The organism is Chitinophagales bacterium (genome assembly GCA_017303415.1).
Taxonomy (GTDB): domain Bacteria; phylum Bacteroidota; class Bacteroidia; order Chitinophagales; family Chitinophagaceae; genus SpSt-398.
In genome coordinates, this window is sequence record JAFLBJ010000001.1 from 666,327 (window position 1) to 687,069 (window position 20,743).

The 20,743-nt window shown below is 47.2% G+C and carries 23 protein-coding genes; 14 read left to right on the plus strand and 9 right to left on the minus strand.

Annotated features, from left to right (window positions below):
• Position 1 precedes the first annotated feature (1 nt).
• On the minus strand, positions 2-733 hold the full coding sequence (kdsB, locus tag J0M30_02855; protein MBN8666414.1) for a 3-deoxy-manno-octulosonate cytidylyltransferase: 732 nt from the start codon (positions 731-733) through the stop codon (positions 2-4).
• A 72-nt stretch (positions 734-805) separates the two neighbouring features.
• A complete protein-coding gene (locus tag J0M30_02860; GenBank protein MBN8666415.1) occupies positions 806-1,627 on the minus strand; it encodes a sterol desaturase family protein in 822 nt (273 codons plus the stop codon).
• A 123-nt stretch (positions 1,628-1,750) separates the two neighbouring features.
• Here J0M30_02860 and J0M30_02865 point away from each other — a divergent pair, with 123 nt between their 5' ends.
• Together J0M30_02865 and J0M30_02870 are read left to right on the plus strand one after the other, a co-directional pair.
• The gene (locus J0M30_02865; GenBank protein ID MBN8666416.1) at positions 1,751-2,140 is read left to right on the plus strand and encodes a DUF1801 domain-containing protein; all 390 of its coding nucleotides are present in this window, start codon (positions 1,751-1,753) and stop codon (positions 2,138-2,140) included.
• A gap of 2 nt (positions 2,141-2,142) precedes the next feature.
• Positions 2,143-2,655, plus strand: coding sequence for a hypothetical protein (locus J0M30_02870; protein ID MBN8666417.1), 513 nt, complete (start codon positions 2,143-2,145; stop codon positions 2,653-2,655).
• Between the two features lie 60 nt (positions 2,656-2,715).
• On the opposite strand, the gene J0M30_02875 is transcribed toward J0M30_02870, so the two are convergent.
• Positions 2,716-3,273, minus strand: coding sequence for a PhnA domain-containing protein (locus J0M30_02875; GenBank protein ID MBN8666418.1), 558 nt, complete (start codon positions 3,271-3,273; stop codon positions 2,716-2,718).
• A gap of 88 nt (positions 3,274-3,361) precedes the next feature.
• Here J0M30_02875 and J0M30_02880 point away from each other — a divergent pair, with 88 nt between their 5' ends.
• The 7 genes from J0M30_02880 to J0M30_02910 all read left to right on the plus strand — a co-directional run bounded on the left by J0M30_02880 (position 3,362) and on the right by J0M30_02910 (position 8,240).
• Complete coding sequence (locus tag J0M30_02880) at positions 3,362-3,970, plus strand: DinB family protein (GenBank protein ID MBN8666419.1); 609 nt, start codon at positions 3,362-3,364, stop codon at positions 3,968-3,970.
• Between the two features lie 74 nt (positions 3,971-4,044).
• On the plus strand, positions 4,045-4,626 hold the full coding sequence (locus tag J0M30_02885) for a hypothetical protein (GenBank protein ID MBN8666420.1): 582 nt from the start codon (positions 4,045-4,047) through the stop codon (positions 4,624-4,626).
• A 53-nt stretch (positions 4,627-4,679) separates the two neighbouring features.
• The gene (locus tag J0M30_02890; protein ID MBN8666421.1) at positions 4,680-5,363 is read left to right on the plus strand and encodes a hypothetical protein; all 684 of its coding nucleotides are present in this window, start codon (positions 4,680-4,682) and stop codon (positions 5,361-5,363) included.
• 72 nt (positions 5,364-5,435) lie between these two features.
• Entirely contained in the window at positions 5,436-5,936 is a 501-nt protein-coding gene (locus J0M30_02895; protein ID MBN8666422.1) for a hypothetical protein, read from the plus strand.
• 20 nt (positions 5,937-5,956) lie between these two features.
• Positions 5,957-6,601, plus strand: coding sequence for a hypothetical protein (locus J0M30_02900; protein ID MBN8666423.1), 645 nt, complete (start codon positions 5,957-5,959; stop codon positions 6,599-6,601).
• Between the two features lie 22 nt (positions 6,602-6,623).
• Complete coding sequence (locus tag J0M30_02905) at positions 6,624-7,352, plus strand: ankyrin repeat domain-containing protein (GenBank protein MBN8666424.1); 729 nt, start codon at positions 6,624-6,626, stop codon at positions 7,350-7,352.
• A 54-nt stretch (positions 7,353-7,406) separates the two neighbouring features.
• Positions 7,407-8,240 (plus strand): hypothetical protein, encoded by an 834-nt coding sequence (locus tag J0M30_02910; protein MBN8666425.1) that lies wholly within the window; start codon positions 7,407-7,409, stop codon positions 8,238-8,240.
• Between the two features lie 28 nt (positions 8,241-8,268).
• Here J0M30_02910 and J0M30_02915 read toward each other — a convergent pair whose 3' ends face one another.
• Complete coding sequence (locus J0M30_02915; protein ID MBN8666426.1) at positions 8,269-8,679, minus strand: DUF2007 domain-containing protein; 411 nt, start codon at positions 8,677-8,679, stop codon at positions 8,269-8,271.
• 94 nt (positions 8,680-8,773) lie between these two features.
• Positions 8,774-9,889 carry a DNA polymerase III subunit beta gene (gene dnaN / locus J0M30_02920; GenBank protein ID MBN8666427.1) on the minus strand — a complete coding sequence of 372 codons (1,116 nt, stop codon included), beginning with the start codon at positions 9,887-9,889 and terminating at the stop codon, positions 8,774-8,776.
• 175 nt (positions 9,890-10,064) lie between these two features.
• On the opposite strand from dnaN, the gene J0M30_02925 reads away from it, so the two are divergent.
• From J0M30_02925 to J0M30_02935, 3 genes are read left to right on the plus strand one after another with little or no spacing between them, the layout of a single operon-like run.
• Positions 10,065-11,384, plus strand: coding sequence for a hypothetical protein (locus J0M30_02925; GenBank protein ID MBN8666428.1), 1,320 nt, complete (start codon positions 10,065-10,067; stop codon positions 11,382-11,384).
• Between the two features lie 3 nt (positions 11,385-11,387).
• Positions 11,388-12,497, plus strand: a complete 1,110-nt coding sequence (locus J0M30_02930; protein ID MBN8666429.1) for a trypsin-like peptidase domain-containing protein — start codon at positions 11,388-11,390, stop codon at positions 12,495-12,497.
• A 27-nt stretch (positions 12,498-12,524) separates the two neighbouring features.
• Positions 12,525-13,022 (plus strand): RecX family transcriptional regulator, encoded by a 498-nt coding sequence (locus tag J0M30_02935; GenBank protein ID MBN8666430.1) that lies wholly within the window; start codon positions 12,525-12,527, stop codon positions 13,020-13,022.
• Between the two features lie 71 nt (positions 13,023-13,093).
• On the opposite strand, the gene J0M30_02940 is transcribed toward J0M30_02935, so the two are convergent.
• Positions 13,094-15,337: a S9 family peptidase gene (locus tag J0M30_02940; GenBank protein MBN8666431.1), complete on the minus strand. Its 2,244-nt coding sequence runs from the start codon at positions 15,335-15,337 to the stop codon at positions 13,094-13,096.
• Between the two features lie 160 nt (positions 15,338-15,497).
• Positions 15,498-16,241: a DUF1080 domain-containing protein gene (locus J0M30_02945; protein MBN8666432.1), complete on the minus strand. Its 744-nt coding sequence runs from the start codon at positions 16,239-16,241 to the stop codon at positions 15,498-15,500.
• Positions 16,242-16,321: 80 nt separating this feature from the next.
• Here J0M30_02945 and J0M30_02950 point away from each other — a divergent pair, with 80 nt between their 5' ends.
• Positions 16,322-17,113, plus strand: coding sequence for an amidohydrolase (locus J0M30_02950; protein ID MBN8666433.1), 792 nt, complete (start codon positions 16,322-16,324; stop codon positions 17,111-17,113).
• Positions 17,114-17,116: 3 nt separating this feature from the next.
• Positions 17,117-18,190, plus strand: coding sequence for an N-acetylglucosamine-6-phosphate deacetylase (gene nagA / locus J0M30_02955; protein ID MBN8666434.1), 1,074 nt, complete (start codon positions 17,117-17,119; stop codon positions 18,188-18,190).
• 40 nt (positions 18,191-18,230) lie between these two features.
• On the opposite strand, the gene J0M30_02960 is transcribed toward nagA, so the two are convergent.
• Positions 18,231-19,715: a peptidase S41 gene (locus J0M30_02960; protein ID MBN8666435.1), complete on the minus strand. Its 1,485-nt coding sequence runs from the start codon at positions 19,713-19,715 to the stop codon at positions 18,231-18,233.
• Positions 19,712-20,743 (minus strand): thiamine-phosphate kinase, encoded by a 1,032-nt coding sequence (gene thiL / locus J0M30_02965; protein ID MBN8666436.1) that lies wholly within the window; start codon positions 20,741-20,743, stop codon positions 19,712-19,714. Before thiL ends, J0M30_02960 begins: the two co-directional genes overlap by 4 nt.

Here is a 20,743-nt window from a genome sequence, read left to right on the forward strand (position 1 = left end):
ATTATTTGCCCAATAATTCCCTGGCTTTTTCGAGTTCGGCGGGTGTATCAATACCGATGCCCGTGTATTCGGTGGAGACCATACGGATCTTAACCCCATTTTCGAGATAGCGCAGTTGTTCGAGTTTTTCTACCTGTTCCAATTTACCGATCGGCCATTGGGTAAATTCGAGCAGGGTTTCTTTTCGGAAGGCGTAGATACCGATATGTTTATAGTAGGTGAAGGGAAGTCCCGACTGACGATCATAGGGAATAAGGGCGCGACTGAAATAAAGTGCATTGGAATCCTTGTCCACCACTACTTTGGCAAAGTTGGGATTGGACAGGTATTCGGCATCGGCGGAGGGGTGCATGACCGAGGCCACTTTTACGGAAGGGTCCTGAAAGGCAGCCACCAATTTTTCCAATACATCCTTATTGACAAAAGGCTCATCGCCCTGTACATTCACGACGACGTCCACATTCATCTCCTGCACAGCTTCGGCGATCCTGTCTGAGCCGCTTTCGTGTTCTTTCTTACTCATTATGGCCCGGCCTCCGTGTGTGGTGATTTCCTGGAAGATGATATCACTATCGGTTATCACGATTACTTCATCAAAGAGACCGGTGGCCACTGTATTTTCATAGGTGGTGCGGATGACGGTTTTTTCACCCAATAATTGCATGAGTTTGGCGGGAAAGCGGGTGGCGGCATAGCGCGCCGGGATGCAGGCAATGATCTTGTTGGTATGCATGTATATCAAAGATAATAGTTTCTCGCAGCGAGCGCGGCGGTTACCGCGGCATACGCTGCGAGAAACAAAAGATCAATGGTTTTTAAATGGATACCCCATTAATTTTTTGAAATCCTCATCTTCTTCGTTCGGATAGTAGCGATCCAGCCCGTATTTGATATCCTTTGGCGCCAGTTTTCTGAATGTTCCCAGCAGCCGGTCCCAAATGGACAGAATGGCCCCGTAGTTACTATCGGTATAGGGTTGTTTCCAATGGTGGTGGACCTTGTGCATATTGGGCGAAACAAGGACATAGCTAAGGGCTTTATCCAGCCAGACGGGCAGGCTGATATTGGCGTGCGTAAAGGCCGTGGAGAAGACCAGGATGGTTTGAAAGATCATGACGGCATACATGGGGGCGCCGCTGACGAAGATGCCCATGAAGAAGAACAGTCCGCGCAGTATACTTTCGCCCGGGTGGTGACGGAGTCCGGTGGTGACATCCACATTATTATCGGCATGGTGAATGACATGGAAGCGCCAGAGAAAAGGTACTTTATGTTCGGTGATATGGACCAGCCAGCCGCCAAAGAAATCGAGCACCAGAAAGGAGATCAGCACGGTGGCAAGCACGCCGGCATTGAACCAATGCACCAATCCAAAAGACTGGTTACGACACCAATCACTAATGAGAATAATGACGAGGGCGAGAAAAGTGTGAATGATGAGGTGAATGACAGTAAAACTAAAATTGATCAGCGCGTGTCGCGGCTTGGATCTTTTATATGCCATGGGCAGGAGCGGAATGGCCCCTTCAATGATCCAGAAAAAAAGCAGACCGCCTACGAGAATGGCCATGCGTTCCAGCGGGCGTTGTTCCAGCGTAGAGAAGTGGTTAATGATGTTTTCCCACATGACAGCAACTTTGGTGTTAAGTTACGGGGTTTTGGGAGTTTTTTTATCTTCATGTGGCATTCCTTTGCGCCTGGCGGTTAACTTAACCGCCAGGACGAAAAGACACAAGAGTGCGCGAAGTATATGGACAAAGAAATAATGGCTTATAATAAAAAGCAGGCACCTGGAGACAGGGAGATCTGCGAGTTACTTGCCCGGCAAATTGATAAGGGATTGCCGGAGGCGGAGAATAAGATCTGGCATGCGCATCCGGTATGGTTTCTGGATGGGAACCCCATTGTCGGGTATCACAAACTAAAGGAGAGTGTTCGCCTGTTATTTTGGAGCGGACAATCCTTTGAGGAAGAGGGGTTATTGCCTGAGGGGAAATTCAAGGCGGCGGAAGCCCGGTTTACCTCGGCTGATCAGGTGAAGAAACGCGATCTTCAACGGTGGCTCAAGAAGGGCCGCGAGATACAATGGGATTATAAGAATATTGTAAAACGCAAGGGAAAACTAGAACGGATAAAATAATTATGGGTTTAGTAAGTATAGGAAACCGTAGTAAGTTTATTATTGATCAAATGATATGGATGGTGGCTGCCGGCACTATTCCAATTATTATTTATAGGGTTATATATGGCAATTGGATCTGGGGAAAACCGGTTGACCCCCATCTAAATGATATAAAATATTTTACAGAGCCAACTATGTTGATAGCGCCCTTCATTGCATTATCAATATACTTTGTGTTTTTTATAAAAGAAAGGCGAAAGTCATTTAGCAGGAAAATTCCAAACATTGTTCTGATACTGGCCGGGATATCATTCCTGGTTTCGGTTTTCCCGTTTTCAGTATCCCTGGAATTTGGTACAAGTCAGGCTAATTTAAATAAGACAATTGGATGGGACAAAGATTCGAATTCGTCTTTTGATTTGTCAGAGGAGATGACCATGTTTCTACCTGTGCTGATGGTCCTTCTTTACCTGCTGGTGATTATTCTGATGCTTTATGTAGTATTTAAATGGGGGAGGGCAAAAGGTAAATAGTATTAATGTCGCCAACCTGGACAGGAAAAACAGGCGAATGATTTAATAAAGTGACAGCCCCTATCCTTTCTTCACAAACTTTGTCAATATCACAATCATTTGTTCATTGATCTTTCCTTCGATCTGACCGGTATTGTCCGGAACAAGGCGGATCTTTTTTACAACCGTTCCTTTGGCGGCACTAAAACTGGTGCCTTTTACATTCAACGCCTGGGTCAGCACAACCGTATCTCCATTTTCAAGGGTATTGCCAAATGCATCTTTATGTGTGTCGGCTACTTCAAAGGCACTTAAAGCCCATTCTACCACGGATTCATCCAGCTCTACAGAGTGAAGAACCTGCGAAGCCCATTCTTCTTCTTTGAATACGGATAAAAGCCGGTAACTTAATGCCTGAACGGAGGGCTCGGGATTCCAGATGCTGCCTTCGAGACAGCGCCAGTGCTGGGAAGTGGAACGGTCTTCCAGAGCGGCAAAACAAACGGGACAAAGCGCCACCATATTCTCTACGGCTTCCTCGGTTTTGGGGCTGACAAGATATTCGATACTGGCCGGTTCGGCACCACAGAGTTCACAAGTGCCCTGGCAACGCTGGGCCAGAATTGGAGAAAGAGCCATAGTTGGTTTTTAGAGCCGCAAAGGTACGAAGAGGCAGAGAGAGTGGCGAATATTTGTCGACCAACCTTTCAATTTTAACCCTTATAATATGAACCGCATCATTTTGCTTCTCCTGTTTATTCTTGCAGACATTACCAGTTTTGCGCAAGTACAAAAACCCTGGACGGAGGCGGACAGGCTTTTTCTTGTTTCGGGTTTAACCCGCACCCGAAACGAAGTGATACAGGCCACCCAAAACCTATCGGATACCCAATGGCATTTTAAACCCGATTCAGCGTCCTGGTCACTGGCCCAGGTACTTGAGCATCTGGGATTGTATGAGCGCTTGTTTATTCAGGAAGCGGATATCATGCTCAGTACGGTTCCGGATCCAGCCATGGATAGCCTCTCATTACCTGATACCACCTATATCAACTGGATGAATGATCCAAACCCGCATGTGGCGGATTGGAATGCGATTCCCCTTGGTTTTATGAAAGGGAAAGATAACCTCAGGTTCTTTTTATTTGGCCGGGACAGGTTTATCAACTTTGTTGAAAAAACGACCTATGACCTGCGATCGCATTTTACTTTTCGTTGGGGCCAGGAGAAAAGAAGGAGCATTCATGCCCTCATTGTGGTACACTTTGCGCACACCGACCGCCATTTAAAACAAATACATCGAATAATGGCACACGCGGGGTTTCCTAAAAAGTAGTTCAGTATTGAATAAAATAGTTTTAACAAAAAATTGGACAGCGGGCATAATAAGAGCGAGTAGTTTTAGGAACCATGAGGATACTGACTGCCATTCTCTTTTTCTTCCTGCTCTCGGGGCAAACCCAGGCTCAGGTAAGTGTATTGACCCTGAAGAAAAAGAACAAAACCATTCGTCGGTATTGGCCCGGTACGGAGATCGCGTTTCAGTTATCCAATAAGGAATGGCGCAAAGGCCTGATCAAAAAGATCACCAATGATTCGCTGTTCATTCAGCCGGTTATCGTCCGTTATTTTCTGATGGGCACAGACACGCTGAGGTATTTGACCACCGGCTATGCCCATTCCGATATCTATGCCTTTCCCAAGCCCGGTATCAGCATTGAGTACAATGATGGACGGTTTCAGATCAGGCGATCAGCGGGGCATGTCCATTTTTATTGGATAAAAGGCGGTTGGTTATTTCGTGCAGGCGGAATGGGTTATGCCGGACTTCACCTGATCAATGCTACTGCCAAAGGTTCGGGCGGGGTGAAAGCGGGCTCACTCGCACTGGCAGGAGGGGTTGTAGGGCTTGGTTTTCTCTTAAAAGCACTTTATACCCCTGTAATCAAGGTGGGGAAAAAATACAAGCTGGTGTATATTGATCTTGAATAGAGCAATGGTTACCGCAACCTGCTGACTTTATTTCACTCGGAAAATCATTCGATATGAAACGAATACTACCTGTATTGTTTGTTTTGTTTTTTGTTGCTTCCCTGCAGGCACAGGAACAAAAGATCGTATACCCATTGGAAAATACGGAGGGACTCGAACCTTATTTAGTGGATATTGCCGCCGTTACCTTTAAAGGAAAAAAGGGGATCCGGGTTTTTGACAACGCGGTAGAAAATCCCACCGAGCGTAAGCTGGCGATACTTGAAGGACTCTCATTTCACAACGGCATTATTGAGATGGAAGTGGCGGGTGAGCCCGGTAAGAAAGCCTCTGAAACAGCCCGGGGATTTGTAGGCATCGCTTTTCGGGTCGATAGCAACGCGTCTCATTTTGAATGCTTTTACCTGCGGCCGACCAATGGCCGGGCGAATGATCAGGTTCGCCGAAACCATTCCTTACAGTATATCTCCTATCCCGATCATCCCTGGCATGCCCTGCGGGATGCCTTTCCTGAGAAATATGAATCGTATGCCGACCTGGAGCCGGCCACCTGGACAAAAGTGAAGATCGAAGTGATCAATGATACGGCCAGGCTTTATCTCCATGGGGCATCCCAACCCTCATTGATTGTAAACGACCTCAAACTTGGGTCAGCAAACCGCGGACGTATCGGTCTATGGATAGGCCCGGGAACCGAAGCCCATTTCAGGTACCTGACAGTGACAAAAAAGGATTAGCGCCATTTCCCATTATTCCGGCAGCACCCGCTAATTTCTGATGGAGTTAAATTAATATTTTAATTTACACTCATGGGACTATTTAGCTGGAAAAAGAAGAAGGAGCTTCCGCCGGAAAGACCGGCCTATGATGCGGAAAAATTACAGGCCATTTTTATTCGGGATATGACGGCCAATGCGGAAAGACTGGCCCAGGCTTTCAATCCCCGGTTCAACGGGGCCTTTGACTATACCGGTGACAGCCTTTTGTTATTGGATAAATTGATGGATGAATTTTCTACCCATGCTTCCAAGATGGACCCGCGTGTGATGCAGGATATGATTGCCCAGGCGGGTGCATATCTATTTGAAGTAGCCCGGCGAAAGTTTGGCGGCGTCTATGTATGGTTTGAAGAAAGACATCAGCCGGTATTGATAACGGGTCTGCCGGATTATCAGGTAACCATACTGGCTTTTGCCAAGATCAAGGACCGGATAGAGAATGGCCTCGAAGACAGCATCCCTGTATTTTTTCAACAGTACACCGAAAAAGTGACGCGGGCCAAACCCGGCGACAAAATTACGATCGAATAAATTGCACACTGAAAACCAACATGAGTCCCTCCAACATCTTTCAACGCCTGATCGACTACCTGCCGGAGCATTATACCGGGCACAAAGCGTATGGGCATATACAGATGCACATGCGGACCAAACAATGGGAATGGGCGTTACTGAGCCTGATCGATCTGGCCGATAAGAGCGGACATTATTTTGCCGAAGAGTATTGGCTTCAGTTGGCCGATGCGGCCCGTCAGTTGGATAAACCGGATAAAGAAGCTTATTGCAAAGCACAAATCGTGCGTAACCGCGAAGAGATACGAATGGCCACCCCATTTGGTTGGACCACCGTGAAAATAGATGATACCCATTTTCAACACCATATTTCAAAAAAGATCCGCGAACAATGGGATGCGGCCCGGCATAAGCGGGATGAGGTGGACAGCTTGTTGGACGACGACGGGGTTCACCAAAAATCAGATGGCCGTTCCGGGAGGCTTTATTATGTTAAGCAGGGAAGATTAGCTGAAACAGAGTATGAATTCGGAGAGGATGGACTCATACTCTATTTTGCCTATACCACCCATTGGATCAGACCCCAAAAGGAGCCATTGACCGCGGAAGAAAGAGCAGAGGCCAGGAAAGCCATCATGGACTGGTCGGGCAGGAATCGCACACCGGTGGTGTTTCAGGATTAACCGTGCAGTAAACTTAATGGAAATGAATAGTGCCAGCCTATTGGATTATATCAGCAAAGGAAGAACAGATCTTGTGTTCGATCTTTTGAAGCTACCGGATTGGCAGAACATGCTAACGCAGGGAACGGTGAAACCACTTCAGTGGTTTGTTTATTACAACGATACAACGGCACTCAAAGCAGTATTGGAGGCGGGCGGTAACCTTAGTTCGCTTAACCTCGATGAAGAATTGGGGAATGCCGCATTTTTTGGGCATTGGAAGGTTTGTGATTTTCTCATCGGACATGGAGCCAATGTAAACATGAAACTGGCTGATTCGGAGGAAACACCCTTACATTCCGCTTTGTGTAAAGCAGGCCGGCCCTATTATTTCTATACGGTCAAATTGCTTGTAGAAAAAGGGGCGTATGTGAACGCCCGAACAAAACCAGGTGTTGAGACGGGCGCTTTTATGCGGGATGTGCGAACAAAGGGAGAGAGCCCACTGCATAGGGCGGCCGCTTATGCCGACGAGCGAACGATTCAATTTTTATTGGAACATGGGGCCGATAAAGAAGCAAAAGATGCGAGTGGGGATACGCCACTAAGCTGGGCAAGCGCTCATTTAAGACCCGGGGCCATTTTATCCTTGTTGGCCTATGGCGACTATCGCATTAGCGACGCGCACAAAACAAGAAATACCAGTGACCATGGGCAGGGATGGGGAAATGGAATGGATTGGAACCTGTTTGGAGAATATCAACCTGTTTGAAATCATAGGGCAGTACCAGGCACCTCCCTACCTTTCCGGTAAAATCCTGGCATCATGCTTAAGATCCTGATTATCGTTGCCGTTGTGATCCTGACACTGGTTTTATTTTTAGCCTGGGGAAATTTCCGGTTTGAAAAAAAATTCCGGAATGATGTTACCCAAAACCTTTCGGGTAATATCCCTGTAAACAAGGAAATGCTGACCGAAAAGGATCTTGCTCACCTTCCTGAACCTGTTCAAAAATATCTAAGGTATGTGGGAGTAGTAAACAAACCCAGGGTGTATAATTTTTATGTGGAGATGGATGGTCAAATGCGAAGTAAAACACAGGATTATTTTCCTTTTACCTGTGAGCAATATGATTTTATGCCACAGCCCGCGCGCCTATTCTTTATGAAAGGGAAAATGAAGGGCATTAAAGTTCCCGGTTACCATCACTATGAAAAGGCCAAAGCAAGTATGGATATCCGCTTATTTGGATTATTTCCGGTGATACAAAAAAGCGGGGAGGCAATGAACAAAGCGGAAACGGTCACCCTGCTCAATGACATTTGCATCATGGCCCCGGCGGCACTTATTGATAATCGAATCAGTTGGGAGGAGATAGATAGCCTGTCGGTAAAAGCGATCTTTACCAATGAAGGGATTTCAGTTTCGGCCATATTAAGTTTTAATACAGAAGGGCAAATGATCAATTTCCTGTCTTATGACCGCATCGAGGTAAATGAAATGAAAGCGTACCCCTTCTCAACGCCCATGACTGAGTATGGGGAATTCAATGGTTATCGACTTTGTTCCTTTGGAGAAGCGGTATGGCGGTATGAAGATGGCGAATTTACCTATGGACGGTTTTTCATTCGAAAAGTTGTCTATAATGTAAACAGCTAAATACCTGCATTCAAGAAAAAAAGAAACCTTAGTTTTCTACCGGAGGATCAAATTCATGTTTACAATTGAAACAGTGATAGACCTTTCTTACTGTAACGGGATAGTCTCCAAGAAAGAATCCGAAAATGGCTCCAATCCAATTGGCGGGCTTACGTGGAGAGCTGACATATTCGATATTGTCTGAGCCACATTTAGGACAGATGATCTTTTCTTTTTTTTCCTGCTGAATTTCATGGATCAGCTCCATGGCCCGGCCAACCTGTGATTTTTCCACCATGAGTTTAATACCCCCGACAGCCTGTGTCCAAATAGGATTAATGGTCACCGTGTTTTCATCCATGAGGTAACACACAATATTCTCCGATTCCAATCTACCCAATAATATATGGGCATCAATGTAGTTGGTAAAAATTTGTACCGGAATAAAGGAGCCAGCCATACCACAATTTAACCAATGATAAGAAATCCCGAAATCGAATAATCCCGCAATCCCTTAATCCTCCAATCCTAAAATCCTGGTAAATCCTGGTCGTTTATTGATTAAGCATCAGCGGCATCACCAGCATCATCAACTCTTCATTTTCGTCCTGCTCGGTTGGCTTGAGGATTCCTGCCTTGGTAGGCGTAGATAATTCCACCACCACTTCATCGCTGTCGGCGGCGTTGAGCATTTCGATCAGGAAGCGGGCGTTGAAGGCGATGGTAATGTCTTCCCCATCGTAACGGCACTTCATTTTTTCATCTCCTTCAAAGGAGAAGTCAACATCCTGTGCGGTGAGTTCCAACTGGCTTCCGGCGATGGAGAGGGCCACCTGGTTGGTGCTTTTATTACTAAAGATACTCACCCGGCGAAGAGCGCCCTGGAAGTCCATTTTATTAACGGTGAGTTTGTAGGGGTTGTCGGCGGGGATCACCACTTTATAATCCGGGAAGCGCGCATCGATCAAACGGCAGCTCATCCGGGTATTATTGAGGGTGACAAAAAGATGGTTGTTATTATAGCTGATCGTGATCTCGTCGTCACTATCCGGTAAAACAGATTTCAGCAGGTTCAGCGGTTTTTTAGGAACGATAAAGGAGTCGTTCTTCGGGCATTTCACATCGGTGCGTTTGTAGCGAACGAGACGGTGCGCATCGGTGGCAACAGTTTGCATCCCTTTTTTATCCAATTCAAAGAATACACCTGTCATGGCCGGACGGAGATCATCATTGCTGACGGCAAAAATGGTCTTGTTAATCGCGGTAAGCAAAGCGGTGGAAGTGGCCGTGAAGGAAGTTGTTTCATCGGCTGATGGTTCTTTGGGGAAATTATCGGGGTTCTCACCCATCACTTTATATTTCCCGTTATCACTGGTGATTTCTACGGCGTAGTTCTTATCAATGTTGAAGGTAAGTGGCTGATCGGGGATGTTCTTCAAGCTGTCCAACAGGATCTTGGCAGGAATACAAACCTTGCCACTGTCTTTGGCTTCCACATCCAGCGCTACCCGCATTACGGTTTCCAGGTCGGTGGCTACCACCGTCATTTTATTCTTTTCTACTTCGAAAAGAAAATCTTCGAGGATGGGAAGAACCGTATTGGTATTAATGACACCTGCAATATGTTGCAATTGTTTAAGCAGCGCTGACGAGGAAACGATAAATTTCATCTTATCGGGTTTGCGGCGAAACTACTGATTTTTAACTAATTCCCAATAGTATTGAGGATGTTGGATGTTGGATGTTGGTGGCCTTCCAACATCCAACATCCAACATCCTCAATCCCACATCTGTTATCTCTCCCTTGATATCCCTAACTTGCCACTTTTACAACCCTGTCCTCCTATGTTTGATAAACTTTTTGGAAAATCAAAGAAGAAGCCCGACCTGCCAGAACCGGCGATCCAGTTTGGCCGGTATTCGGACAACAATAAGACCACGGTGAAAGTAAACCGGTGGACGGATGCGGATAATTTATTCAAGGAAAAGAAGCACCCCGAGGCCCTGGATGCCTTTTTTGACTACCTGACGGATGATTCGGCGGGAAATGTCATTTACCAGCGAAACGGCAACGAGGGCCAGTTTGAGATTTTCCAGGGCTCCAAGATCGTCAGGGGCCGGTTTACCGGTGACCAGCTATCCGCCGAAGTGACCCTGGCCCGGATGCCCCAGCCGAGTGTGCCGGTGATGCGTCGATTACTGGAACTTAATTTCAGCCTGTATTATTCGCGCTATGCCCTGGATGGCGACCGGCTCTGTATGCGCTTCGACACCCCCGTGGTTGCCGGCAACCCCAATAAACTATACTATGGCCTGAAAGAACTGGCCACCAAGGCCGATAAGCAGGATGACCTGCTGGTGCAGGACTTTACCATCCTGGAGAAGCATGATATTGAACATATCCATGAGATATCTGCCGCGGAGAAGGAGATCAAGTACCAGTACATGCAGAAGTGGATCGCTGAGACCCTGGAACTGGTAGGGACACTGGATGCAGATAAATTTCATGGCGGCATTGCCTACCTCCTGCTCACCCTGGCCTTTCAGATCGACTACCTGCTGGTGCCGGAAGGAAAACTGATGCATGACCTGGAAAAGATCGTGGAATTATATTTCCGTAAGGAGGATAAACCGGTACCGGAAAAAAACCGTGACCTGGTGGAAGCCTACCGGAAACTACAGGCAAAAACCCGGGAAGAGGTCTTCCATGACCTGTACCGGTCCAGGCACACTTTTTCCATTGTTGCCCCCCAGGCCTATAAGACGATCGCCGATATGATCTCCGCGGCCAATCAAAACCTGATCTGGTACAAAGAGAATAATTACCCGGCTATTGCCACCAAGATCAGCGAATATGGTTTTGCCTATTGCCAGTATTCCTATAGCCTTCCCCGTCCCGTATCCGCGCTCTTTGAACTGTTTATGCGGGTGAACTACAGTGATTATTTTGAGGCGCTTGGGTTTCCCCGTAAGTTTTATAACAAGGCTGATGGCCGGTTTGATGTGGATGCCATTTATCAGCGGATCCAGGAGATCACCGAGGCGTGGAAATCCAAATTCCCTTCGCTGGTTTTTCGTAATGAGAACCTTCGTTTTGACAACCTGATGGAGTTCAACCACTCCTTTACCAATGAAATTGAATTTTTGAACCTGGAAAACAAGTGAGCCATGGAACCCGGAGCATCAACGTTGACCATTGAACGATTTCAGCCCGCTATCATACAGATCGCGACACAGACCGGAACGGGCACCGGTTTTTACCTGAAGGAATTTGACCTCATCATCACCAATGACCATGTGGTGGGAAATAATGCGGAGGTCACCATTGCGGGCAAGACCTTTGAAAAACAAGTGTCAAGGGTTTTTTATACCGACAGAAAACACGACCTGGCTTTTTTGGCCTCTCCTTTAGGAGTTGAACTTCCCGATATCAAACTCGGGCGATATGAGTCCATGAAGGACGGTGACCCGGTGATCGCCATTGGCCATCCTTATGGATTGAATTATACCGCCACACAAGGAGTGATCAGTAAAGTGGACCGTGTGCGTGATGGCCTGAAGTATATCCAGATCGATGCCGCGATCAACCCTGGTAATAGCGGAGGCCCGCTGGTAAATGGGGCCGGAGAGATCATTGGGGTAAATACATTTATCATTCGCGGTGGCGATAACCTGGGATTTGCCCTCCCCGTGAATTACCTGCTGGAAGCCCTTCGCCTCTATGTTCCCAATAAAGGGTATCCTTCCACCCGTTGTTTTAGTTGCGGCTACCTGGTATTGGCGGGAAATATTGACTCGGGTAAATACTGCCCCAGTTGTGGCACGGAAGTAGAGCTCCCCACCATGCCGGAAAAAGAACTGGAACCGGTTGGCGTGGCCAAAACGATTGAAGAAATTTTGAAAAGCCTGGGCAAGGATATCAAACTGGCCCGCGAAGGCGCCAATAACTGGTCGGTAAAAGAAGGAACGGCAAAGATCCGCATCACCTATAACCCCGAGAATTATTTTATTGCCGGGGATGCCTATCTCTGTCAGCTTCCCACCGATCCGGCCATGATCAAATCACTGTATCATTACCTGTTACAGGAAAATTATTCCTTAAATGGCCTGGTACTGAGTTGCCTGAAACAGAATATCGTCCTTTCCTGTGTATTATATGATCTGGATATGAGCCTCGAAATGGGACAGGCAATTTTTGGCAACCTCTTTCGAAAGGCCGATGAGTATGATGACCTGCTGAAAACAAAGTTTGGCGCAGTGGAGCGATTGGAGGAATAGTCCTGTTTGTAAAATACTCATTTCCCTATGCCGCTTCAACGCCTTACACCGGCACAAGCCCTTCAAAAATTAAAGCATTACTGCGCCTATCAGGAACGCAGCCATAGCGAGGTAAAAGAAAAAGCCTATGGATTTGGTCTCCACCGCCAGGAGGTGGATGAGGTGATCTCCGCGTTGATACAAGAAGATTATTTGAATGAGGAACGATTTGCGATCGCCTTCGCGGGAGGTAAGTTTCGTATGAAGGGCTGGGGCCGGGTCAAGATCAAATATGAATTGAAACAACGGAAAGTGAGTGATTACTGTATCCGTAAGGCTTTACAGGAAATCGATGAAACAGTTTATCAGAAAACACTGGAAGCCCTGGCCAAAAAAAAGTGGAACTCCATTCGCGGAGCAGGCACCAATGGGTTTGTGAAAATGAGTAAGACGAGGGATTATTTGATACAGCGGGGGTTTGAAACCGATAAGATCAGAGAGGTGTTGACGAAGATGGGGAATAAGGAACAGAAAAATAAGGAATAAGAAAATAGGTGGGTATTGCAATCAGCGCAGTGACCTCTCTCTTATTCCTTATTTTTCTGTTCCTTATTTCTCTAAAACCCTTTCTTCCCCGAAGCCGCTGCCTGCTTCACTTCTTCTTCTGTTCTTCCACCCGGAGGGCAGTTTTCTTTTAAAAATTTAGTGTACAATGCGGCAAGGTGTTGAAACGTGCCCTGACCTTCGCTGATACCATGTGTGCGATTGGGGTAGGCCATGAATTGGAATTGTTTCTTGTGTTTCACCAGTTCATTCACCAGCATTTCCATATTCTGATAGTGTACATTATCATCTCCTGTACCATGGATCACCAGCAAATTACCCCGCAGGTTTTTTGCATAGGTAAGGGCGGCGCCCATTTTATAGGGAGCCATATCTTCCTGGGGAAGACCCATATACCTTTCAGTGTAGATATTATCATACAGCAGGGAGCTGGTAACCGGCGCAATGGAAATACCAGTTTGATAGGTTTCGGGGTATTGGAAGAGCAAGTTGAGGGTGGATGAACCACCACCGCTCCATCCCCATACGGCCACCCGCGTGCTGTCGATAAAGGGCCATTTTACAATTTGCTTAGCGGCAAAGGCCTGGTCCCGGATATTGAGCTGCCCGATATTTTTATAGATTGATTTTCTCCAGGCCCGTCCGCGGGGAGCGGGAGTACCGCGGTTATCCACAGAGACCTGTATATATCCATCCGCTTCCATATCGCCGGCATACAGAAAATTGCCTGCGGCGCCATAGCTGTCGGTTACGGTTGCTGCAGCTGGTTCGCCATACACATAGAAAACCAGGGGATATTTTTTATTCGGATCAAAATTGTTGGGTTTTACCATCCAGCCATCCAGGGTAACACCATCATCGGTGGTAACCTGAAAATATGAAGTATTTGAATTCACTTCCGAAGCAGGTTTTACCTTTTTGCTGATATCATCTTTTTCGTTGAAAGGGGTATGAGCAGGCAGATAAACCCACTCGGTCATGGGCATGGTATAATAATTAGAGAAAGTATGCCGCGCAAATTTTCCACTTGGCGCGATCTCATATCCATGTGTACCTATTTCATTGGAAGGGGAAACCAATTCCAGTTTTCCTTTGCCATCCAGTTTGGTTTTGTATAAATATTTCTGGGTGGCATTTTTAGGTGAAGCCGTAAAATAGACATACCCTGTTTTTTCATCGGCGAGCAATACATCGATCACATCATAATCGCCTTTGGTGATCAGTGTTTCTTTTGCTCCATCGCGGGTGACGCGGTAGAGATGACGCCAGCCATCTTTTTCACTCAACCAGAGAAATTCTTTTTTACCATTGATCCAGTCCCAGCCGGTCACATCGTCGGTCCACTCACTGACGGTAGCTACCCAGGCTGAATCTGATTCGGTGTAGATGGTCTTTGCTTCGGCCGTGGCTGTATTGCAGAGCATCAGCTTGCTTTCATTCTGGCGACGGTTGAGTTGTTGCAGAATGATCTCGCCGGGGGCGCTCCATTCCATTCGCACAATATAATGTTGAGCGGGATCGCCGGGTACATTCATCCATTTGGTATCTGCATTGTTGATATCAACTACGCCGATACGTGCCGGCGACGGGGGCTCACCTACTTTGGGGTATTCTACCGGAATCACCTGGCTATACACCGAGTCGGTGGTGTTCAGCATGAAATAATCGCGAATCTGATTGGCATCGATCTGCCAGTAAGCAATGCTTTTTCCATCGGGGCTCCAGCGAAAACCATCACGCATGGCAAACTCTTCTTCATATACCCAGTCAAAGGTCCCGTTGATGAGTTTTTTGGTACCCTTGTCATCGGTCAGTTTTTTGATGGCGCCACTGGCCAGGTCTTCCACATAAATATTGTGCTCACATACATAGGCTACCTTGGTCGCATCGGGGGAGAATTTGGCAAATTGGAGTGTTGACTCAGGTTTACCCTTGCCAATTTGTTTTAATTCACCCGTGGTGCGGTTCAATACCCAGTAATCACCCCGGGTAGGATAGCGCCATACACGTTTGGCATTCGTGTAAATAAGAGCAAGCTTACCGTCCTCAGAAAGTTGAAAACTACGGGGGGCAATGGCTTTTCCATTGACCGTAAGATCCTTTTTGCTGATAAAGGTGGTCTTGGTCAAACCAGGCAGATCGGTCTTGACGATCTCGCCTTTTTCGGCCTGGTAATAACTGTTCCCATCAGGGGTCCATTTGGTGACGGGTATGCCCGGTTGGGCAAACACCAGCAGCGCCAGCAATTGAAACACAAAAAAGGAAAGAATGGCTTTTTTTGATTTCCGGAATAACATGATCAAATATTTGGGGTCAATTAACAGTATTTCAATGAAATTTTAAGCTAAAATTTGATGACCGGGTGGCTTTTTCCCGAGGCGGACGCCGCGAGGCAGTGTTAGCAACTACCGCCTGAACCTTTTCGCCCCAACGTATCGGGACTACCGGAAACGATTCTTAATCCAGCTTTCTAATCCAGATGTTCCTAAAGCTCACAGGGTTGCCATGGTCTTGTAAAATTATGGGTTCCCGGTCGCTATGGAGTTTGTATTCAGCCACGCCGATATATTCGGTGCCACCCCAGATAGCGGTATGGTTTTGCACCAATACGCCATTGTGGATGACGGTGATATAGGCCGGGGAGATCAGGCTGCTGTCTTTGGTATTGAAACGCGGAGCGGTAAATACGATATCATAGGTTTGCCATTCGCCCGGAGGCCGGCAGGCATTGACCAGGGGCATGTGTTGTTTGTAAATACTGGCCGCCTGTCCATTGCTATAGGTGCGGTTATTATAATTATCCAGGATCTGCAGTTCATAGCGGCCCATCAGGAAAATCCCGCTATTTCCCCTGCCCTGTCCGTTTCCGGCCACAACGGCGGGAGTGCGCCATTCAATATGTAACTGGCAACTGCCAAATCCTTCTTTGGTTTGTATATCCCCCTTACCTCCTACAACGGTCAGTATATCATCGGCCACTTTCCATTCAGGAGCACCGCCACCCATTTTCTTTTGCCAACCGGAAAGGTCTTTGCCATCGAACAAAGCGATTGCATCGGATGGGACACCAGCGGCCGTAGGGCCGGGGGTTACTACCCTGGGTTCGGGTTGCCATACCTCGGTCAATGCGGGGTCGCCTTTGCGCTGGGCTAATGAAGAAATAGAAATAACTAAAGCAAGGAGGACAAGAGATCGTTTCATGATAAATAAGTTGATGTGTGGATTAAAGATACGTTCATTGTAAATTATAAGATCAATACCTTTACAAGACATCTTTTTTCATGTCATCACTCACGATCAGTCTTATACAAACGGCCCTCCATTGGGAAGACCCGGCAGCTAACCGGCGTATGTTTGAGGAGAAGATCCGGTCCATAACAGAAAAGACCGAATTGGTCCTCCTGCCCGAGATGTTCTCGACCGGATTTAGTATGGACCCGGCAAGACTGGCGGAGACCATGGATGGCCCCACAGTGAGTTGGATGAAAGAGCTCAGTGCCGAACGAAAGATCATCCTCGCGGGCAGCCTGATCATTCGTGATGGGGATGAATTTTATAACCGTCTGCTTTGGGTTTTGCCCAATGGGCAAATAGGAGTGTATGATAAACGACATTTGTTTGCCTATGCCGGCGAAGATGAAAAATATTCACCCGGTAATAAACGCCTGATCGCTTCTGTAAAGGGTTGGCGGATCAACCTGCTGATCTGTTATGATCTGAGGTTTCCGGTTTGGGCCAGGCAGCAATCACAGGAAGAAGGCCCCGAATACGACCTGCTGATCTATGTGGCCAACTGGCCAGCCAGGCGGGCGCATGCCTGGAAAAGCCTCTTACCGGCAAGGGCGATCGAAAACCAATCCTATGTAATAGGATTAAACCGGGTAGGCGAAGACGGGAATGGACATTACTATTCCGGTGACAGCCTCGTGATCGACCCTCTTGGGCAAACCTTATTTCATCAGGCAGATACAGAAACGATTCATACGATCACCCTCGAAAAAAAATCACTGGAAGAAGTGCGCGGCCAAATGCCTTTCTGGAAAGATGGCGACCCTTTTCTCCTAAGCCTTTAATACATGAAATCAGCCTATCTCCCTTCCCTGATCTACACCGGTAGCGAAGAGCGATCGGGGCTGGCCGTGCTTGCAGACGATGATATCATTCAAGACCTGGTACCTGTTACAGAAATCCCCTCCGGGTATGAACGCATTGATCTTTCCGGAAAGATCCTTGCTCCGGGTTTTATTGACCTGCAGATATATGGCGGCAATGGGCATCTTTTTTCACAACAACCCACCACCGAAAGTCTGGAAGCCACTTATCAATACAGCCTTGACGGAGGCGCCACTCACTTTTGTATTACCATTGCTACCAATAGCCGTGAAGTGGTTTCTGCAGGTATCCGGGCAGTAAAAGCCTATTGGGAAAAAGGGGGTAAGGGTTTATTGGGCCTGCACCTTGAAGGGCCATTTATCAATAAAGAAAAAAGAGGCGCCCACCTGGAGGCGTTTGTCCATACACCTGCCAGAAAAGAGATCCTTGAATTACTGGAAGAAGGGAAAGGCGTAATCAGGATCATGACCCTGGCGCCCGAATGTTGTGACCCGGAACTGATCCATTTACTTCAGGAGAATGGCGTGATCGTTTCTGCGGGACATAGCAATGCCACCTATGAACAAGCCACCCGTGCCTTTAACGGAGGTATTACACTGGCTACTCATTTATACAATGCCATGTCTCCCCTGCAGAGCCGTGCCCCCGGCATGGTGGGCGCCATCTATGATCATCGGTTAGTGATGAGCAGTATGGTGGTGGATGGTGTGCATACTGATCTTGCCGCCGTGCGCATCAGCAAAAAGATCATGGGTGACCGGCTATTTCTCATTACTGATGCAGTGGCCGAAACAGCCGAAGGGCCTTATCCGCATGTATTTCAGGGCGACCGCTATTGTATGCCGGATGGAACCTTATCAGGCTCTGCCCTAACCATGATGAAAGCAGTAAAAAACTGTGTTGACCATTGTGGTATTTCACTCGAGGAGGCTTGTCGTATGGCAAGCACCTATCCTGCGAAGGCTGCAGGTCTTGATAACCAACTGGGGTATATCAGGAAGGGATATGAAGCCGCATTCACCACAATCTCCATTTAACCTGGAGTTCCTTGCAGACTGCCGGTAAAATTTCTCTCAACTATTGTACATGTGACGCGAGGATGCGTTTTTTTACTTCTTCAATTTTATAATCCAACCCATTTCGTATGGCATCTACACTCGGCCCTACAAAGATCTCCGGCTGTACCCCTTTCCCGTCTTTTGGTTTTAACGGATGGGTAACAAGGCGAAACAAGGGCAAACGAAAGCGAACTTTTGAATGAGGAAGGGTAACATAAGGGATTAGCCAGGCAGAATTACCATAGGCTGCACCACCGGTTTCTTCTCCAATGATCGTTACATTGTCTTGTTCTCTTAATGTCCCGGCAAAAAGCGTGGTGGCTGAAAAAGAGTTGCCTCCCGTAACGATATAGACATGTCCATTGAAGCGATTTTTCTTTTTGGGTTTGAAATAATGTTTTTCATAAAACCCAAAATGATAATAGCCATCTGCTTTTTTCCTGGTGAAGAAAAGGAGGAAGAGCTTGTTGAAGAAATTATTCTGAACGTATTTACCATGCGGTGGATTCTTACGAATGGCATAGAGTGAATCGGCCAGACGAAAAGGTTGGCGGGCAATAAACTTGGTCAGGAGTGTGGAATTCCCCACATTACCTCCGCCGTTTCCACGCACATCGATCACCAGGTTTTTGGTTTTTTGCTGTCGCAAAGAGCGAAAAGACGTCCGGAAGAATTTTTTTAATCCATACCCGTTGCTAAAACTATTGAGGGTCATGTATCCGGTGGAATCCGGATCGGCAAACAGGAGTTGCCGCGAGTTATTGCGTTCCTGTTGTTTTCTTTCACTTTTTGGCGGTCTTCTCATCTGGGCGATTCCCCTTCGGAACAAACTATCCTTGCGTGGATCGAATACGGGAATGGTCACTTCTTTTTCTTTGCCTGTATTATCCAAATAACCGATACGGTATTTATTTTTTATGCCAAACACGGTGGTATAAAGCGCGCTGAAATTTCCACCGCTGCTGAGTGATTGGTATTTATGGGTAAATGAATACCCATCGGAGGAGAGAAATTGCGCCAGGGTATCCACGAGTGTCCGTATTGGAATCCCATCGATATGGGTAAGGGGAGTACCCCGAACCAGGATGCTATCATGGCGATTGAGATTGGCGGTCACCACCGTGGTATCACCCCAGGTTTTGATGCGAAGGGGGAAAGAAAGCTGACGAAGCGTGTCCACGAGGCGGTTGTAATTTTTGGACGAGCGTATGGTAGAATGTCCGCAATGCACATGCGCATACACATAACTGAGTAGTTTCCTGAAATTTCTTTCATTCATGGAATCGGCGAGTTGGGTCATGCCCCAATCGAATACCGAGTCCATAGCTGGCTTGGATGTATACCAATACGTGCTTGGATGTGTTGACTCAATCAGGTTCCGAAAAACCCGATAATCTTCCTGGAGTGCGGTGGGTGCGATATTTGGAACGGCCCTGGTTTTGCGGCTGGCCGTGCAGGCGGTAAGAAGCAGGGGGATAAGGATCCCTAAAATGATTTTGTTCATTTCTTCAAATGGTTCCATCCCTGTGCGGTGAGGGGGTGTTGGCTACCGCCTTTGGTGATGATCTGCGCACCTTTTTCCGGTTCTGTCATATAGCCCACAATACTGATTGCTTCATTGTCCTTTATTTTTTCATAATCCGTCTGGGCCACCGTGAAAACAAGCTCGTAATCTTCGCCCCCGCTCAGGGCACAGGCAGTCGGGTCTATTTCAAATTTATAGGCCGCCAGTTTTGAGTCCTGCGCCACAGGGATCTTCTCTTCATACAAGATACAACCCAATTCGCTTTGTTTGCAAATGTGGAGGATCTCTGAGCTAAGCCCGTCGCTGATATCCATCATGGACGTGGGCATGATCCCTTTTTCTTCGAAGAAGGCAATGATATCTTTTCTTGCTTCAGGTTTGAGAAGCCTGCCTATTACATAGGCTTCTCCTTCCAGGTCGGGTTGTATCTGTGGGTTCTCGAGATAGATCTTTTTTTCTCTTTCGAGGAAGAGCAATCCGATATAGGCAGCACCTAAATCACCACTTACACAAAGGAGGTCCCCTTTTTGCGCGGTGCTTCTTTTTACATATTTATCCGGGGCCACTTCACCCAGGGCTGTAACCGAAATGATCATTCCTTTTTGCGAGGAGGTGGTATCACCGCCTACGAGGTCCACATTGTATTCGCGGCAGGCAGCATAGATCCCTTCATAAAACTCTTCGAGCGATTCCACACTGAACCGGTTGCTGATGCCCAGGCTCACCACTACCTGAGTGGGCGTGGCATTCATGGCATAGATATCACTCAGATTGACGACAATGCTTTTATACCCCAGGTGTTTGAGAGGGGTATAGGACAGGTCAAAATGAACACCTTCTACCAACAGGTCGGTAGTGACCACGGTTTGTTTGCCAAAATGATCGATCACCGCGGCATCATCGCCCACACTCAGCAGCGTGGTGGCATTGCGTGTTTCATTGTTTCGTGTCAGGTGCTCGATCAATCCAAATTCTCCCAGGGTAGCTATTTCTGTCCGTTCCGGCAT

Excerpts from the sequence above, each read along its gene's own strand:
- kdsB (MBN8666414.1), bottom strand. The coding sequence starts at position 733 with ATGCATACCAACAAGATCATTGCCTGCATCCCGGCGCGCTATGCCGCC.
- J0M30_02860 (MBN8666415.1), bottom strand. The coding sequence starts at position 1,627 with ATGTGGGAAAACATCATTAACCACTTCTCTACGCTGGAACAACGCCCG.
- J0M30_02865 (MBN8666416.1), top strand. The coding sequence starts at position 1,751 with ATGGACAAAGAAATAATGGCTTATAATAAAAAGCAGGCACCTGGAGAC.
- J0M30_02870 (MBN8666417.1), top strand. The coding sequence starts at position 2,143 with ATGGGTTTAGTAAGTATAGGAAACCGTAGTAAGTTTATTATTGATCAA.
- J0M30_02875 (MBN8666418.1), bottom strand. The coding sequence starts at position 3,273 with ATGGCTCTTTCTCCAATTCTGGCCCAGCGTTGCCAGGGCACTTGTGAA.
- J0M30_02880 (MBN8666419.1), top strand. The coding sequence starts at position 3,362 with ATGAACCGCATCATTTTGCTTCTCCTGTTTATTCTTGCAGACATTACC.
- J0M30_02885 (MBN8666420.1), top strand. The coding sequence starts at position 4,045 with ATGAGGATACTGACTGCCATTCTCTTTTTCTTCCTGCTCTCGGGGCAA.
- J0M30_02890 (MBN8666421.1), top strand. The coding sequence starts at position 4,680 with ATGAAACGAATACTACCTGTATTGTTTGTTTTGTTTTTTGTTGCTTCC.
- J0M30_02895 (MBN8666422.1), top strand. The coding sequence starts at position 5,436 with ATGGGACTATTTAGCTGGAAAAAGAAGAAGGAGCTTCCGCCGGAAAGA.
- J0M30_02900 (MBN8666423.1), top strand. The coding sequence starts at position 5,957 with ATGAGTCCCTCCAACATCTTTCAACGCCTGATCGACTACCTGCCGGAG.
- J0M30_02905 (MBN8666424.1), top strand. The coding sequence starts at position 6,624 with ATGAATAGTGCCAGCCTATTGGATTATATCAGCAAAGGAAGAACAGAT.
- J0M30_02910 (MBN8666425.1), top strand. The coding sequence starts at position 7,407 with ATGCTTAAGATCCTGATTATCGTTGCCGTTGTGATCCTGACACTGGTT.
- J0M30_02915 (MBN8666426.1), bottom strand. The coding sequence starts at position 8,679 with ATGGCTGGCTCCTTTATTCCGGTACAAATTTTTACCAACTACATTGAT.
- dnaN (MBN8666427.1), bottom strand. The coding sequence starts at position 9,889 with ATGAAATTTATCGTTTCCTCGTCAGCGCTGCTTAAACAATTGCAACAT.
- J0M30_02925 (MBN8666428.1), top strand. The coding sequence starts at position 10,065 with ATGTTTGATAAACTTTTTGGAAAATCAAAGAAGAAGCCCGACCTGCCA.
- J0M30_02930 (MBN8666429.1), top strand. The coding sequence starts at position 11,388 with ATGGAACCCGGAGCATCAACGTTGACCATTGAACGATTTCAGCCCGCT.
- J0M30_02935 (MBN8666430.1), top strand. The coding sequence starts at position 12,525 with ATGCCGCTTCAACGCCTTACACCGGCACAAGCCCTTCAAAAATTAAAG.
- J0M30_02940 (MBN8666431.1), bottom strand. The coding sequence starts at position 15,337 with ATGTTATTCCGGAAATCAAAAAAAGCCATTCTTTCCTTTTTTGTGTTT.
- J0M30_02945 (MBN8666432.1), bottom strand. The coding sequence starts at position 16,241 with ATGAAACGATCTCTTGTCCTCCTTGCTTTAGTTATTTCTATTTCTTCA.
- J0M30_02950 (MBN8666433.1), top strand. The coding sequence starts at position 16,322 with ATGTCATCACTCACGATCAGTCTTATACAAACGGCCCTCCATTGGGAA.
- nagA (MBN8666434.1), top strand. The coding sequence starts at position 17,117 with ATGAAATCAGCCTATCTCCCTTCCCTGATCTACACCGGTAGCGAAGAG.
- J0M30_02960 (MBN8666435.1), bottom strand. The coding sequence starts at position 19,715 with ATGAACAAAATCATTTTAGGGATCCTTATCCCCCTGCTTCTTACCGCC.
- thiL (MBN8666436.1), bottom strand. The coding sequence starts at position 20,743 with ATGCCGGAACGGACAGAAATAGCTACCCTGGGAGAATTTGGATTGATC.